Raw genomic sequence first — 14,693 nt, forward strand, 5'->3', positions numbered from 1 at the left:
GAGGGAGGGGCGCCACGCCGAAGCGGCGCCTCTCCCTTTTACGTCCCCACAGGTCGCATCGTTTCTGCACAGATGGCGTTCGGTGGGGCGGGTGGGACTCGAACCCACGGCCGACGGATTATGAGTCCGCTGCTCTAACCGGCTGAGCTACCGCCCCATAGCGGCGTGTCGCGTACAAGTGTGCGCGCCGTCTGCCGCAGCATAGCCGCTCATACGATCTCCTGCTTCGTATGGTCGACTTCGCATGCCCTGAAGGACTCCGCCTTGACCTGCGCGGTTCCCACGACAGGGACACGAACATGAAAAAGGACCCCTTCGTGGGGTCCTCGTTCAGCATGCTCCCCCGACTGGACTCGAACCAGTAACCTGCCGGTTAACAGCCGGCTGCTCTGCCAATTGAGCTACGGAGGACCGAGCTCCCCCGACTGGACTCGAACCAGTAACCTGCCGGTTAACAGCCGGCTGCTCTGCCAATTGAGCTACGGAGGAATGCCTCGTTGCATCGAACGTACCTACCTGGGTATTCGCCAGGGGGCGTGCGCTCGCTGCGACACATACATTAGCGCAAGCAGGGGGGTGCTCCGCCAATCGGTTCCCCCCGGCCGCGACGCCGCACCAGGGACCTACGCAAGGAAGGGTGGCCGCCATGCGCTACCGGCTCACGTTCGTCATCGGTCTCGCCGTCGGTTACGTCCTCGGCACACGCGCCGGGCGCGAGCGCTACGAGCAGCTGAAGAAGACCGCCCGGGACATCTCCCAGAACCCCGCGGTCCGCAACACCGCGGAGTCGGCGGCACAACAGGGCCGCCACTACGCAGGCGTGGCCTACCACACGGTCACCGAGAAGGTGGGCGACCGAGTCCCCGAGTCGGTCGCCGCACGGGTACGCAGCCTCCGCGAACGCAGCGCCCACAACGGAGGCGCGGAGGACGACTGGGGCACGAGCAACACGTAACAGCACGTCTTGGACACCGGGCACGGCAACACCGCCAAGGGGCGCGGGGCTGTATCGATGTGCGGCTCCGCCGCGTGGGCGGGACCAGCTCCCACACACCCGCGCCCGAAAGACGCCACGAACCCCCACCGCGCCCATGGCCCGGGCAAGCGCAGCGCTACGGCAGAATTTGAACCATGGGGATAGTCGCCGGGCTGGACAGTTCGCCCGATTTCACTCGCATCGTCGTCTGCGACACGGACACAGGCGCCGTGCTCAGGCAGGGGTACGCCCCGCACCCGGTGGAATCGCCGGACGGCGGCGGCGCCCGCCCCTCCGACATCGACCCGCAGGCCTGGCTGCTGTCCCTCGGTGAGGCGGCCGGCGGTGGGCTGCTCGAAGGTGTGCAGGCCATCGGCGTGTCGACACAGCAGAACGCGGTGGTCCCGCTGGACGCGCAGGGCAACACCGTGCGGCCCGCGATGGTCGGCGGTGACAAGCGGGCGCAGGTCGCGGCGGCTGATCTGGTCGACGCGCTGGGCGGGCGCGAGGCGTGGGCGCAGGCCGTGGGGTGTGTGCCGCAGGCCGCGCAGCCGGTGACCAAGCTGCGCTGGCTCGCCAAGACCGAGCCGGAGAACGCCGTACGCGCCGCCGTGCTGATGCAGGCGCACGACTGGCTGGTGTGGCAGCTGCTCGGCCGGCCCGTGAGAAGGACCACAGATCGGGGCGGCGCCTCCGGGACGGGTTACTGGTCGGCGGCCACCGGCGCCTACCGTTCCGATCTCGTCGAGCTGGCGCTCGGCCACCAGGCGATGCTGCCCGAGGTGATCGGCCCGGCCGAAGCGGCCGGTACGACGCCGGAGGGGCTGCTGATCTCCGCGGGGACCGGCGAGACCATGGCCGCCGCGTTCGGGCTGGGCATCGGGCTCGGCGACGCCGTCGTGTCGCTCGGCGCCTCCGGGTCCGTGATGGCCGTCCACCCCGAGGCGCTCGTCGACAGCAGCGGGATGATCACCTCCCTGGCCGACGCGACCGGCATGCACCTGCCGGTCGTCACCACCCTCAACGCCGTACGCACCCTGCGCGGCACCGCCGAACTCCTCGGCGTGCCCGACCTGGAGAGCCTGTCCGATCTGGCGATGAAGTCGACGCCGGGGGCTCATGGGCTGGTGCTGCTGCCCTATCTGGAGGGTGAGCGGACGCCGAATCTGCCGCACACCGCGGGCACGCTGGCCGGGCTTCGGCGGGAGTCGATGAAGCCGGAGCATCTGGCGCGGGCCGCGTTCGAGGGCATGCTGTGCGGGCTCGCGGACGCGCTCGACGTGCTGCGCGGCCGGGGTGTCGAGGTGCGGCGGATCTTCCTGCTCGGGGCGGTCGCCGAGCTGTCGGCCGTACAGGCGGCGGCGCCCGCGCTGTTCGGTGTGCAGGTCGTCGTGCCGCAGCCCGCGGACTACGCGGCGATCGGCGCCGCCCGGCAGGCCGCCTGGGCGCTCGGTGTGTCGCAGGGCACGCTCGACCCGCGCACCCCGCCGGTCTGGCAGGGCGCGGCCGCGCAGGTTCTGGAGCCGGGCGAGGAGCTGGCGGTGGGTCAGGCGGTGCGGCAGCAGTTCGTGTCGGTGCGCGATCAGACGCATCCCGGGGCGTTCCGGCCGTAGCGACGGGATGGGCGGAAGGTAAGAGACCGGTAGGAAGCTGCACCCGGAAGGCCGTACGGAGCCGCGCTGACGGCTTAATCGGTTGAGGTAACACCACCGGAGTGTTCGACGATAGGGGCCAGGGGCAACCAATCGCCCCGTCGTCGACTCCGAGAGAAGCAGCGTGCTCATACGACTTCTGCGGACCTACCTCAGGCCCTACCGAAAACCCGTCGCCTGGCTGGTGCTGCTGCAGTTCCTGCAGACCTGCGCCACCCTCTACCTGCCCACGCTGAACGCGGACATCATCGACACGGGCGTCGTCAACGGCGACACCGGCTACATCCTCGGCTACGGCGCCCTGATGATCGGCATCTCGCTGGTGCAGGTCGTGTGCAACATCGGTGCCGTGTACTACGGCGCCAGGACCGCCGCGGCGGTCGGGCGGGACGTGCGGGCGGCCGTCTTCGACCGGGTGCAGTCGTTCTCGGCGCGTGAGGTCGGGCATTTCGGCGCGCCCTCGCTGATCACCCGGACGACCAATGACGTCCAGCAGGTGCAGATGCTGGCCCTGATGACGTTCACGCTGATGGTGTCGGCGCCGATCATGTGCGTGGGCGGCATCGTGCTGGCCCTCGGGCTGGACGTGCCGCTGTCGGCGGTGCTGGTGGCCGTGGTGCCGGTGCTCGGCATCAGTGTGACCTTGATCGTGCGGGCGCTGCGGCCGCTGTTCCGGACCATGCAGGAGCGCCTCGACACGGTGAACCGGGTGCTGCGCGAGCAGATCACCGGCAACCGGGTGATCCGCGCCTTCGTGCGGGACGAGTACGAGCAGCAGCGCTTCCGCAAGGCGAATGTCGAGCTCACCGACATGGCGATGGGCACCGGCAGGCTGCTCGCGCTGATGTTCCCGATCGTCATGACGGTGGTGAACCTGTCGTCGATCGCGGTGGTGTGGTTCGGGGCCCACCGGATCGACAGCGGCGGGATGCAGATCGGTGACCTGACCGCGTTCCTCGCCTATCTCATGCAGATCGTGATGTCCGTGATGATGGCCACCTTCATGTTCATGATGGTGCCGCGCGCGGAGGTGTGCGCCGAGCGTATCCAGGAGGTCCTGGACACGTCGTCGAGCGTGGTCCCGCCGGTCGCGCCGGTGCGTGAGCTGCGCCGGCACGGGCATCTGGAGATCCGGGGCGCCGGGTTCCGCTATCCGGGCGCCGAGGAGCCGGTGCTGAAGGCGATCGACCTGGTGGCCCGGCCCGGCGAGGTGACCGCGGTGATCGGGTCGACGGGCAGCGGGAAGTCGACGCTGCTGGGGCTCGTGCCCCGGCTGTTCGACGCGACCGACGGCCAGGTGCTCGTGGACGGCGAGGACGTGGCGGGCATCGAGCCCCAGCTGCTGGCGAAGACGGTCGGCCTCGTGCCGCAGAAGCCGTATCTGTTCGCGGGGACGGTGGCGACGAACCTGCGCTACGGCAACCCCGACGCGACGGACGAGGAGCTGTGGCAGGCGCTGGAGGTGGCGCAGGCCAAGGGGTTCGTGGAGGGGCTGGAGAGCGGGCTCGACTCCCCCATCGCGCAGGGCGGCACGAACGTGTCCGGCGGTCAGCGCCAGCGGCTGGCCATCGCGCGCACGCTCGTCCAGCGCCCGGAGATCTACCTCTTCGACGACTCCTTCTCCGCCCTCGACTACGCCACGGACGCGGCGCTGCGTGCGGCGCTGGCCCGCGAGACCGCCGAGGCGACCGTGGTCATCGTCGCGCAGCGCGTGGCGACCATCCGGGACGCGGACCGGATCGTCGTGCTCGACGAGGGGCGGGTGGTCGGCGCGGGCCGGCACCACGAGCTGATGGCGGACAACGAGACGTACCGGGAGATCGTGCTCTCCCAGCTGACGGAAGCGGAGGCTGCCTGATGGCCGGGCCCATGGGACGGATGATGGCCGGCGGCGGTCCCGATCAGCGCTCGCTGGACTTCAAGGTGTCGGGCAAGCGGCTGATCTCCCACTTCAAGCCCGAGCGGCTGACCATCTACGCGCTGCTGTTCTGCGTGGTCGTGAGCGTGGGCCTGTCGGTCGCCGGGCCGAAGATCCTCGGTGAGGCCACCGACCTGGTCTTCGCGGGCATCGTCGGGCGGCAGTTCGAGTCCGGGACGACCAAGGCGCAGGTCCTCGCGGCCATGCGGGAGCGCGGCGACAGCGAGATCGCCGACATGCTCCGCAGCACCGACTTCACGCCGGGCCAGGGCATCGACTTCGGCGCGGTCGGCAGCGTCCTGCTGTTCGCGCTCGTCGTCTTCGTGGTCGCCGGTCTGCTGATGGCGGTGGCGACGCGCCTGGTGAACCGGGCCGTGAACCGGACCATGTACCGGATGCGCGAGGACGTCCAGGCGAAGCTGTCGCGGCTGCCGTTGTCGTACTTCGACAAGAGCCGGCGCGGTGAGGTGCTGTCCCGGGCGACCAACGACATCGACAACATCGGGCAGACGCTCCAGCAGTCGATGGGCCAGCTGATCAACTCGGTGCTGACCATCATCGGTGTGCTGGCGATGATGTTCTGGGTGTCGTGGCTGCTGGCGCTGGTCGCGCTGGTGACCGTGCCGCTGTCGTTCCTGGTCGCCACGCGCGTCGGCAAGCGGTCGCAGCCGCACTTCGTGCAGCAGTGGCGCTCGACGGGCAAGCTCAACGCGCACGTCGAGGAGATGTACACCGGGCACACCCTGGTGAAGGTGTTCGGGCGGCAGGAGGAGTCGGCGAAGCAATTCGCCGAGCAGAACGAGGCGCTGTACGAGGCGGGCTTCAAGGCGCAGTTCAACAGCGGTGTGATGCAGCCGCTGATGCTGTTCGTGTCGAACATCAACTACGTGCTGGTCGCGGTGGTCGGCGGTCTGCGCGTCGCGTCGGGCTCGCTGTCCATCGGTGACGTGCAGGCCTTCATCCAGTACTCGCGGCAGTTCTCGATGCCGCTGACGCAGGTCGCGTCGATGGCGAACCTCGTGCAGTCGGGTGTCGCCTCCGCCGAGCGGATCTTCGAGCTGCTCGACGCGGAGGAGCAGGAGGCGGACCCCGTGCCGGGGGTGCGGCCGGAGGAGCTGCGGGGACGGGTGGCGCTGGAGGGGGTCTCCTTCCGGTACGACCCCGAGAAGCCGCTGATCGAGGACCTGTCGCTGACGGTGGAACCCGGGCACACGGTCGCGATCGTCGGTCCGACGGGTGCCGGCAAGACGACGCTGGTCAACCTGCTGATGCGGTTCTACGACGTCTCGTCCGGGCGCATCACCCTCGACGGGGTCGACATCGCGCGGATGTCCCGGGACGAACTGCGGGCCGGGATCGGGATGGTGCTGCAGGACACGTGGCTGTTCGGCGGCACGATCGCGGAGAACATCGCGTACGGCGCCTCCCGGGAGGTCACGCGGGGCGAGATCGAGGAGGCGGCGCGGGCGGCACATGCGGACCGGTTCATCCGCACGCTCCCCGACGGGTACGACACGGTGATCGACGACGAGGGCAGCGGGGTCAGCGCCGGTGAGAAGCAGCTCATCACCATCGCGCGGGCGTTCCTGTCCGATCCGGTGATCCTGGTGCTGGACGAGGCGACGTCGTCGGTCGACACCCGTACCGAGGTGCTGATCCAGAAGGCGATGGCGAAACTGGCGCACGGGCGTACGTCGTTCGTCATCGCGCACCGGCTGTCGACCATCCGGGACGCGGACACGATCCTCGTCATGGAGAACGGGTCGATCGTGGAACAGGGTGCGCACGGGGAGCTGTTGGCGGCCGACGGGGCTTATGCGCGGTTGTACAAGGCGCAGTTCGCGCAGGCGGTGGCCGAGGTGGACTGAGGCGGGTTGCCCGGCGTCGGGGTGCCGCTGCGCCCACCCGTGCCGCCCCAGCGGCACGACTGCCCGCAGCTACGCATGCTGCAGCGGCACCCTGCGCTCAGTCCAGGTACCCCCTCAACTGGTCGGCGAAGGCGTGGTCCCTCAGCTTGTTGAGGGTCTTCGACTCGATCTGGCGGATCCGCTCCCGCGTCACCCCGAAGATCCGCCCGATCTCCTCCAGCGTGCGGGGGCGGCCGTCCGCCAACCCGTAGCGGAGTTGGACGACCTTGCGTTCACGTTCGCCCAGAGTCGACAGCACCGCTTCCAGGTGCTCCCTGAGCAGCAGGAACGCTGCCGACTCCACCGGACTCGTCGCGTCGCCGTCCTCGATCAGGTCGCCCAGCGCCACGTCGTCCTCTTCGCCCACCGGGGCGTGCAAGGACACCGGCTCCTGGGCCAGGCGCAGCACCTCGCTGACCCGCTCGGGCGGCAGGTCGAGGTGGGCGGCGACTTCTTCCGGCGTCGGTTCGTAGCCGCGTTCCTGCAGCATGCGGCGCTGGACGCGGACGACCCGGTTGATCAACTCGACGACGTGGACCGGCACTCGGATGGTGCGGGCCTGGTCGGCGAGGGCGCGGGACATGGCCTGGCGGATCCACCAGGTGGCGTACGTCGAGAACTTGTAGCCGCGGGCGTAGTCGAACTTCTCGACGGCCCGGATCAGCCCGAGGTTTCCCTCCTGGACGAGGTCGAGCATGGTCAGGCCGCGGCCGACGTACCGCTTGGCGACCGAGACCACCAGGCGCAGGTTCGCCTCGATCAGGCGGCGCTTGGCCATGCGGCCCATGACGACCAGCCGGTCCAGGTCGAGGGCGAGCCGGCTCTCCAGGTCGGGCGTGCTGCTCAGCTTCTCCTCGGCGAACAGGCCGGCCTCGACGCGGCGGGCGAGTTCGACCTCCTCGGCCGCGGTGAGGAGGGGGATGCGGCCGATCTCCCGCAGGTACTGGCGGAAGAGATCCGAGGAGGGGCCGCTGGTGTCGGCGCGGCTGCGGCTCGGCAGCGGCGCTTCGACCGGCTCGGTGGCGTCGGCGTCGCTGCTCAGAGCTTCGGCGGGCGGCTCCGCCGGCTCCGGCGAGGCCTCCGGTTCCGCCTCGGGGTGGTGCGCGACACGGCTCTGCGGCGGCACCGCGACGAGAACGTCGGCCTCCGCGTCCGGTTCCGTGCCGTTGGTACTCGTGTCGGTCTTGCTCAGGGTCTGGGTCTGCACGGGGGCGACCTCCAGGATGATCGCTGTCGAGGCATACGGCAGCGCTGCTTCGAGGGCGGAGTCGGCGGCCTCGCCGCTGTCCGTCCCGTACGCGATGAGCGGAACCGCGGGGGTGTGGGACCCGTGGGGAACGGATCGGCCGCGCTCCGAGGACTCAGGCACCGGAACCCAGTGTGGAGTACGACACATCACCGCCACGAGGGGCGTGCGGTGACTTTTTGCGTCCGGTCCGTGACCGCGCGGTTACCCAGTCGTACGCAAATCCCCGCGCATCGCTCAGAGCGCCGCGGCACCCCGCTCGCGCAATGCCTGGTCGTACTGCTGCAACACCCACAGTTCGTTCTGTACGGCGGCGAGTTGGGCGGGGTCGCCGCCCGCGCCGAGGCGGGTCAGCTGACTCTGGATGTCGCGGATCCGGCGTTCCACGGCGCGGCGGCGGACGGTGACGAGTTGTTCGCCGGCGTAGTTCTCGTCGACGGCCCGGCGCATGATCGCCTCGACCGCCAGCTCCGTGACCATCGCGCGCACCTGGTCGTCGGGGGCCGCCTCGCGGACGCGGATCAGGTACTCCTGCGCGTCCTGCATGCCGTACTCGGCGCCGCCCGCGTCCAAAACGGCCTGGCGTACGGCGGCGTAGGGCGCGGCGGTGAACTCGTCGACGCCGTACGCGTCGAACGCCGGCGAGACCAACTCGGGGCGTTGGAGGGCGAGTTTGAGGAGTTCGCGTTCGGTGGCGTAGACGGGGTTGCGCAGGGTCAGGGCCGGGCCGGAGGCGCGGGGCGCGGGGGCGGCGTCGTACGGCTGCGGCCCCCGGTTCGCCGGGGCCGGTCCCCTGCCGCCCCGGTCGCGCGCCCAACGTGCCAGCTGCGCCACCCGCTTGACCACGAACTGGGTGTCGAGGATGCCGAGCATGCCCGCGAGCTGGACGGCCACCTCGTGCTGGGCGCCGCTGTTCTTGATGCGGGCGACGATCGGCGCCGCCTCGTCCAGCGCGGACGCGCGGCCCGCCGGCGTGTCGAGGTCGTAGCGGACGACGATCTGGCGCAGCGCGAACTCGAAGAGCGGGGTGCGCGGTTCGACCAGGTCGGAGACCGCCTCGTCGCCCTTGGCCAGGCGCAGTTCGCAGGGGTCCATGCCGTCCGGTGCGATCGCGATGTACGTCTCCGCCGCGAACTTCTGGTCGTCCTCGAAGGCGCGCAGGGCCGCCTTCTGGCCGGCCGCGTCGCCGTCGAAGGTGAAGATCACGCGGGCCGAGCCGTTGTCCATCAGCAGCCGGCGGAGGATCTTGATGTGGTCGCCGCCGAAGGCCGTACCGCAGGTGGCGATGGCGGTGGTGACGCCGGCGAGGTGGCAGGCCATGACGTCGGTGTAGCCCTCGACGACGACCGCGCGGCTGGCCTTGGCGATGTCCTTCTTGGCGAGGTCGATGCCGTAGAGGACCTGGGACTTCTTGTAGATCGCCGTGTCGGGGGTGTTGAGGTACTTGGGGCCGTTGTCCGCCTCGTACAGCTTGCGCGCGCCGAAGCCGACCACGTCGCCGCCGATGTCGCGGATCGGCCACATCAGACGGCCCCGGAAGCGGTCGATGGGGCCCCGGCGGCCCTCCTGCGACAGGCCGGACAGGAGCAGTTCCTTGTCGGTGAAGCCCTTGCCGCGCAGGAAGCGGGTGAGGTGATCCCAGCCCTGGGGGCTGTAGCCGACGCCGAAGTGGACGGCGGCGGCCTGGTCGAAGCCGCGCTCGGCGAGGAAGATCCGGCCGGTGTCCGCCTCGGGGCTGGTCGCCAGCTGCTCGGCGTACCAGTCGGCGGCGATCTTGTGGGCCTCGACCAGGCGGATCCGCTCGCCGCGCTGGTGGGAGGGGTTGTAGCCGCCCTCCTCGTAGCGCAGGGTGATGCCGGCCTGGGCGGCGAGGCGCTCGACCGCCTCGGAGAAGGTGAGGTGGTCGACCTTCATCACGAACGTGATGGTGTCGCCGCCCTCCTGGCAGCCGAAGCAGTGGAAGAGTCCCTTGCTCGGGCTGACCTGGAAGGACGGCGACTTCTCGTCGTGGAAGGGGCACAGCCCCTTGAGGTTCCCGCCGCCCGCGTTACGCAGCTGGAGGTACTCGGACACCACGGCGTCGATCGGGACCGCGTCCCGTACCGCCTTCACGTCCTCGTCGTTGATCCGTCCTGCCACGCGTGAATTCTACGGTGGTGCACTGACACATCTGGGCGAGCTGTGGCGCCCCGAAAGGGGCAGGGCTGTATCGATATGCGGCTCCGCCGCGTGGGCGCGAGCAACCGCACACACCCCGCACTCGCCGGACAACAGCTCCGCGCGGACGCCTAGGCGCTCAGGTCTTCCAGCGGCACATGGGGATCCGCCAAGGCCTCCGTGTCCACTCGTGCCCTCGAACGAATCAGCTGCTGGACCGGCTCTGTGACGTCCCACACATTCACGTTCATCCCGGCGAGCACCCGGTGGTCCTTCACCCAGAACGCGATGAATTCACGCTTCCCGGCGTCCCCCCGGATCACCACTTCGTCGTACGTCCCCGGGGGCGCCCAGCCGGAGTACTCCATCCCCAAGTCGTACTGGTCGGAGAAGAAGTAGGGCACGCGGTCGTAGGTGACGTCCTGGCCCAGCATCGCCCTCGCCGCCGCCGGTCCGCCGTTCAGCGCGTTGGCCCAGTGCTCCACCCGCACCCGGGTGTCGAAAAGAGCGTGCGGGAAGGACGCGACGTCGCCGGCCGCGTAGATGTCGGGGTCGGAGGTGCGCAGCTGTTCGTCCACGACCACGCCGCCGCCATGCCTGCGGTCGGCGATCTCAAGTCCCGCCGCTTCCGCCAACCCCGTACGGGGAGCGGCGCCGATCGCCGCCAGGACGTCGTGCGCGGGGTGCTCCTCGCCGTCGTCGGTGCGCGCGGCCAGCACCATGCCGTCCTGGCCGACGATCTCCGTCAGCCGCCTGCCGAAGTGGAACCGCACCCCGTGGTCGCGGTGCAGCTCGCCGAAGAGCCCGCCCAGCTCCGGGCCCAGGACGCCGTGCAGCGGGGTCGGCTCCGGCTCGACGACGGTGACCTCGGCGCCGTACTCGCGCGCCGCCGCCGCGACCTCCAGGCCGATCCAGCCGGCGCCGGCGATCACGATGTGCCCGTTGTCCCGGCCCAGCGACATCAGGACGCCCTTGAGGCGCTCGGCGTGCGCGAGGCGGCGCAGGTGGTGGACGCCGGCCAGGTCCGTGCCCGGGATGTCCAGGCGGCGCGGCTCGGCGCCGGTGGCCAGCAGGAGCTTGTCGTAGTGGACGAGCGTGCCGTCCTCGCCGAACCGCACGGTCTTCGCCGTACGGTCGATCGCGTCGACGGTCTGGCCCAGGTGCAGCTCGATGTCGTTGCGCGCGTACCAGGCGGGCTCGTGCACGAAGACGCTGTCGCGCTCCTCCTTGCCGAGCAGGTATCCCTTGGAGAGGGGCGGCCGCTCGTACGGGTGGTCGCGCTCGTCGCAGATCAGTATCACCCGCCCGGTGAAGCCCTCCGAACGGAGCGTCTCGGCCGCCTTCGCGCCGGCGAGTCCTCCGCCGACGATGACGAATGTCTGATCCGCGTCGACCACTTGATGCCTCCTCGTAAGGGTGCCGCCACATGCGAGCGTCCCGCACGCAGCGTGATGCGGGAAGAGGGGGTGACCCGATCAGGCCACGCAGGGTCACTTTCGAGTGCCCGTTCGCCCCATGTGTCTCACCCGTCGCGGGCACGTGAGGGCTCCGCGGAGAAGGCCGGCGGCGCGCCTGCCTCCCCCCGGGACAGGCGCTCCCCCCACCGCGCCAAGGGTCCCGCGATGGCCGGGAGTTGTCGGGACATTCGTTCAGAACGCAAAGGGAACGGCGCGCGCTGTGGACCCCACCCGTTCCGTGGCTACGGTGGAGAAGTTCAGCAAATGCTTGCAGAGGCCTCGGCCCGGGCAGGGTGTCGCGGATCTGGAGGTGGGCATCGACCTGGTGCTCGGCACGCCGAAGAACCGGCTCGCGCGGGAGCTGTCGCAGCTGTTCCCGAAGGCCCCGCCACGGGGGTTCCGGCGGCTGGGCGAGGGCGTCCCGCGGGCGCTGGAGCTGCTCGGCGAGGCCCTGCGCCGCTGCTACGCGGTGGCGGTGGAGCCGTATCTCCCGGCGATCCGCGCGGCGGTGGCGGCGGACCGCTCGGTCCGGGCGGAGGCGGCCCTGGCCTCGGGCCCCCGGGGCCTGCTCGACAGCTACGACACGGTCCTCGGCCGGGAGAACGACGCGCTGGTCACCGACTATCCCTTCGACCGGGGGCTGCGGCTGGACGGGCGCCCGCCGGCGATCGTCCCGGCCTTCTTCTGCGTACGCACCCCGGTCACCCTCGCCGACCCGCACCTCGACCCCGTCCTCGTCCATCCTCTGCACCCGGCGCCCGGCCGGCCGGCCCGCTCCCGGCGGGAGACCACCGGGCAGCTGCCGGTGGCCCAGCTCATCGGGCCGACCCGGGCGATGGTCCTGGACGCGCTGGAGCATCCGCGCACCACGACCGATCTCGCCGGGCTCCTCGGGCTCACGCCGCCGACGACCAGCCGGCATGCGACGGTCCTGCGGGAGGCGGGGCTGGTGGAGTCGCGGCGGCAGGGGAACCGGGTGTTCCATCTGCGGACCCGGCTCGGTGACGCCCTCATGAACGGTGCGCTTCAGCTCCTTGTGGCCGTATGGACGGTGCTTTTCAGGCCCTTTGTGTGAGCCGTGCGTGCAGTGCGCGTGCCGACGCGTCCGTCAGGGACGCGATCTGGTCGACGATCACGCGCTTGCGGGCGCGGTCGTCGGCGGCCGCGTCGAACAGGGCCCGGAACTGCGGGTCCAGCCCGTCGGGCGCCCGGGCGGTGAGTGCCTCGGCCAGTTCGGCGACCACGATCCGCTGGTCGGCGCGGAGCCGCTCCTGCTCGGCGCGCTGCATGACGTACCGGTCGGCGACCGCCTTGAGGACCGCGCACTCCAGGCGGGTGTCGCGCGGTACGACGAGTTCGGCGCCGTAGCGGGTGAGCCGGCCGTCGCCGTACGCCGCGCGCGTGGCGCTCTCGGCGGCCAGGCAGAAACGGCCGATGAGCTGGCTGGTGGCGTCCTTGAGGCGGGCCTGGGCGACGGCGGAACCGTCATAGCCGTGCGGCCACCACTCCTCGTCCTGGAGCCGGTCGAGGGCGGCGGCCAGTTCGGCCGGGTCGGTGTCCTCGGGGACGTACCGGCCGATGGCCACCGCGAAGACCGTCCGGCGTTCGGGCTCGGCGTGCAGACAGTTCGGGTCGATGTGGCCGGCGTGCAGGCCGTCCTCGACGTCGTGCACGGAGTACGCCACGTCGTCGGACCAGTCCATGACCTGGGCCTCGAAGGTGGTGCGGGCGCCGGGGGCGTCCTTGCGGACCCAGTCGAAGACGGGGCGGTCGTCCTCGTAGACACCGAACTTCGGGGACGTCGGGTCGGTGGGGTGGGCGCCGCGGGGCCAGGGGTACTTGGTGGCGGCGTCGAGGGTGGCCCGGGTGAGGTTGAGGCCCACGGAGCCCTCCGGGGTGAACCGTTTGGGTTCGATGCGGGTGAGGAGCCGAAGGGACTGGGCGTTGCCCTCGAAGCCGCCGCAGTCCTCGGCGAACTCGTTGAGGGCGACCTCGCCGTTGTGGCCGAACGGGGGGTGGCCGAGGTCGTGGGAGAGGCAGGCCGCCTCCACGAGGTCGGGGTCGCAGCCGAGGGCCGCGCCCAACTCTCGGCCTACCTGGGCGCACTCCAGGGAGTGCGTGAGGCGGGTTCTCGGGCTGGGGTCCCAGGCGTTGCTGTGGGTTCCTGGGGTGACCACCTGGGTCTTGCCGGCGAGCCTTCTGAGGGCAGCGGAGTGCAGTACGCGGGCGCGATCACGTTGGAAGGCCGTGCGGCCTGGTCGTTTGTCGGGTTCGGGGGCCCAGCGTTCTACTGCCGACTCGTCGTAGTGCATGGACCGACAGTACGGGCAGACACTGACAAACGGAGGGCTGTGTTGCGCCTACTCGTCTACTCGTCTGCCGGGTGTTGTTCGTTTGCGAGTGCGGGTTGTGGGGGCTGGTCGCGCCCACGCGGCGGAGCCGCACATCGATACAGCCCCGCGCCCCTGGGTTGGCTGTCCCTCCCGGCGATTCAAGCCGACGCCAGTTCCGGTGCTGCCGTGACCGGCGTCGCCGCCATCTGGTCGTAGCGGTGGAGGAGCAGTCTCGCCATCGCCGGGTGCGTTCCCAGCGGTGCCGACGCGATCCACGGTGCCGCCTCCGCGCACTCCGTCGCGAAGCGGCCGGGGGCCGTGAAGTAGGAGGCGACCGCCACCCTGGTGCGGCCTCGGGCGGCCAGGGACCGGATGGCGTCGGGGACTGTGGGGGCCGCCGTCGTCGCGTAGGCCGGGATCACCGGGACGCCCAGCCGGTTGGCGAGGAGGTGGGCCGTGCGGGAGGTGTCCACCTTGGACTCGGGGTCGCGGGAACCCGCCGCCGCGAGGACCACCGCGCTGCCGCGGCGGGTGTCCTCGTCCATGCGGGTGCGCCAGCCGGCCTCGACCAGGCGGGTGTACAGGGCCTCGACCAGCAGGGGGTGCGGGCCGAGTGCGCCGGCCACGCGGGCGCGTACCCGCGACTCGGCGGCCATCTCGGGGATGTCGCGCTTGATGTGGTAGCCGCGGCTGAGGAGGAGCGGGACGAGGATCGCCTCGCGGTCACCGAGAGCGGCGAGGGTGTCGGGGAGCAGGGGCTCGTTCAGCTCGATGTGGCCGAGGTGGACCGGCAGGGTGGGGCGCAGCTCGCGCACCTTGTCGAGGAGCGCGCTCACGGTGCTCAGGGCGCGCGGGTCGCGGCTGCCGTGGGCCACGACGACGAGCGCGGGCGGCTCGGGGCGCCGCCTGCCGTCGCGCGACACGAGGCTGAGCTGGCTGGCGAGCTGGCTGCTGATCCGGTTCATGATGTGCGCCGTACTGTCGAGGTGGGCCCCCGGGCCGGGGAGGGTCGTGGACTCGTCGCGAGGAGGTTTCGACGCCGTCATG

At 70.8% G+C, this 14,693-nt stretch carries 10 protein-coding genes and 3 tRNA genes; 5 read left to right on the forward strand and 8 right to left on the reverse strand.

Annotated elements, in window-relative coordinates; all coding sequences use genetic code 11:
- Positions 1 to 83 precede the first annotated feature (83 nt).
- The 3 genes from ABD932_RS10535 to ABD932_RS10545 all read right to left on the reverse strand — a co-directional run bounded on the left by ABD932_RS10535 (position 84) and on the right by ABD932_RS10545 (position 489).
- Positions 84 to 157 (reverse strand) — tRNA-Ile (locus tag ABD932_RS10535).
- Between the two features lie 181 nt (positions 158 to 338).
- A tRNA-Asn gene (locus ABD932_RS10540) sits at positions 339 to 411 on the reverse strand.
- Between the two features lie 5 nt (positions 412 to 416).
- A tRNA-Asn gene (locus ABD932_RS10545) sits at positions 417 to 489 on the reverse strand.
- Between the two features lie 157 nt (positions 490 to 646).
- On the opposite strand from ABD932_RS10545, the gene ABD932_RS10550 reads away from it, so the two are divergent.
- From ABD932_RS10550 to ABD932_RS10565, 4 genes are all read left to right on the forward strand, one after another.
- Positions 647 to 955: a YtxH domain-containing protein gene (locus ABD932_RS10550; protein WP_345011028.1), complete on the forward strand. Its 309-nt coding sequence runs from the start codon at positions 647 to 649 to the stop codon at positions 953 to 955.
- Between the two features lie 176 nt (positions 956 to 1,131).
- Entirely contained in the window at positions 1,132 to 2,589 is a 1,458-nt protein-coding gene (locus ABD932_RS10555; protein ID WP_345011030.1) for a xylulokinase, read from the forward strand.
- A gap of 163 nt (positions 2,590 to 2,752) precedes the next feature.
- Positions 2,753 to 4,486 carry an ABC transporter ATP-binding protein gene (locus ABD932_RS10560; RefSeq protein WP_345011032.1) on the forward strand — a complete coding sequence of 578 codons (1,734 nt, stop codon included), beginning with the start codon at positions 2,753 to 2,755 and terminating at the stop codon, positions 4,484 to 4,486.
- Entirely contained in the window at positions 4,486 to 6,414 is a 1,929-nt protein-coding gene (locus tag ABD932_RS10565; RefSeq protein ID WP_345011034.1) for an ABC transporter ATP-binding protein, read from the forward strand. Before ABD932_RS10560 ends, ABD932_RS10565 begins: the two co-directional genes overlap by 1 nt.
- A gap of 97 nt (positions 6,415 to 6,511) precedes the next feature.
- On the opposite strand, the gene ABD932_RS10570 is transcribed toward ABD932_RS10565, so the two are convergent.
- From ABD932_RS10570 to ABD932_RS10580, 3 genes are all read right to left on the reverse strand, one after another.
- A complete protein-coding gene (locus tag ABD932_RS10570; protein ID WP_345011036.1) occupies positions 6,512 to 7,822 on the reverse strand; it encodes an RNA polymerase sigma factor in 1,311 nt (436 codons plus the stop codon).
- A 114-nt stretch (positions 7,823 to 7,936) separates the two neighbouring features.
- A complete protein-coding gene (dnaG, locus tag ABD932_RS10575) occupies positions 7,937 to 9,838 on the reverse strand; it encodes a DNA primase (RefSeq protein WP_345011038.1) in 1,902 nt (633 codons plus the stop codon).
- A gap of 149 nt (positions 9,839 to 9,987) precedes the next feature.
- Positions 9,988 to 11,253 (reverse strand): NAD(P)/FAD-dependent oxidoreductase, encoded by a 1,266-nt coding sequence (locus ABD932_RS10580; protein ID WP_345011040.1) that lies wholly within the window; start codon positions 11,251 to 11,253, stop codon positions 9,988 to 9,990.
- Between the two features lie 328 nt (positions 11,254 to 11,581).
- On the opposite strand from ABD932_RS10580, the gene ABD932_RS10585 reads away from it, so the two are divergent.
- Positions 11,582 to 12,388, forward strand: coding sequence for an ArsR/SmtB family transcription factor (locus ABD932_RS10585; RefSeq protein ID WP_345011042.1), 807 nt, complete (start codon positions 11,582 to 11,584; stop codon positions 12,386 to 12,388).
- On the opposite strand, the gene ABD932_RS10590 is transcribed toward ABD932_RS10585, so the two are convergent.
- Both ABD932_RS10590 and ABD932_RS10595 read right to left on the reverse strand, forming a co-directional pair.
- The gene (locus ABD932_RS10590) at positions 12,372 to 13,625 is read right to left on the reverse strand and encodes a deoxyguanosinetriphosphate triphosphohydrolase (protein WP_345011044.1); all 1,254 of its coding nucleotides are present in this window, start codon (positions 13,623 to 13,625) and stop codon (positions 12,372 to 12,374) included. The two genes, ABD932_RS10585 and ABD932_RS10590, sit on opposite strands and share 17 nt — an antisense overlap.
- 179 nt (positions 13,626 to 13,804) lie before the next feature.
- Entirely contained in the window at positions 13,805 to 14,692 is an 888-nt protein-coding gene (locus ABD932_RS10595; protein ID WP_345011046.1) for a sirohydrochlorin chelatase, read from the reverse strand.
- Position 14,693 lies beyond the last annotated feature (1 nt).

The sequence above is a fragment of the Streptomyces shaanxiensis genome, assembly GCF_039537145.1.
Taxonomy (GTDB): Bacteria; Actinomycetota; Actinomycetes; order Streptomycetales; family Streptomycetaceae; genus Streptomyces; species Streptomyces shaanxiensis.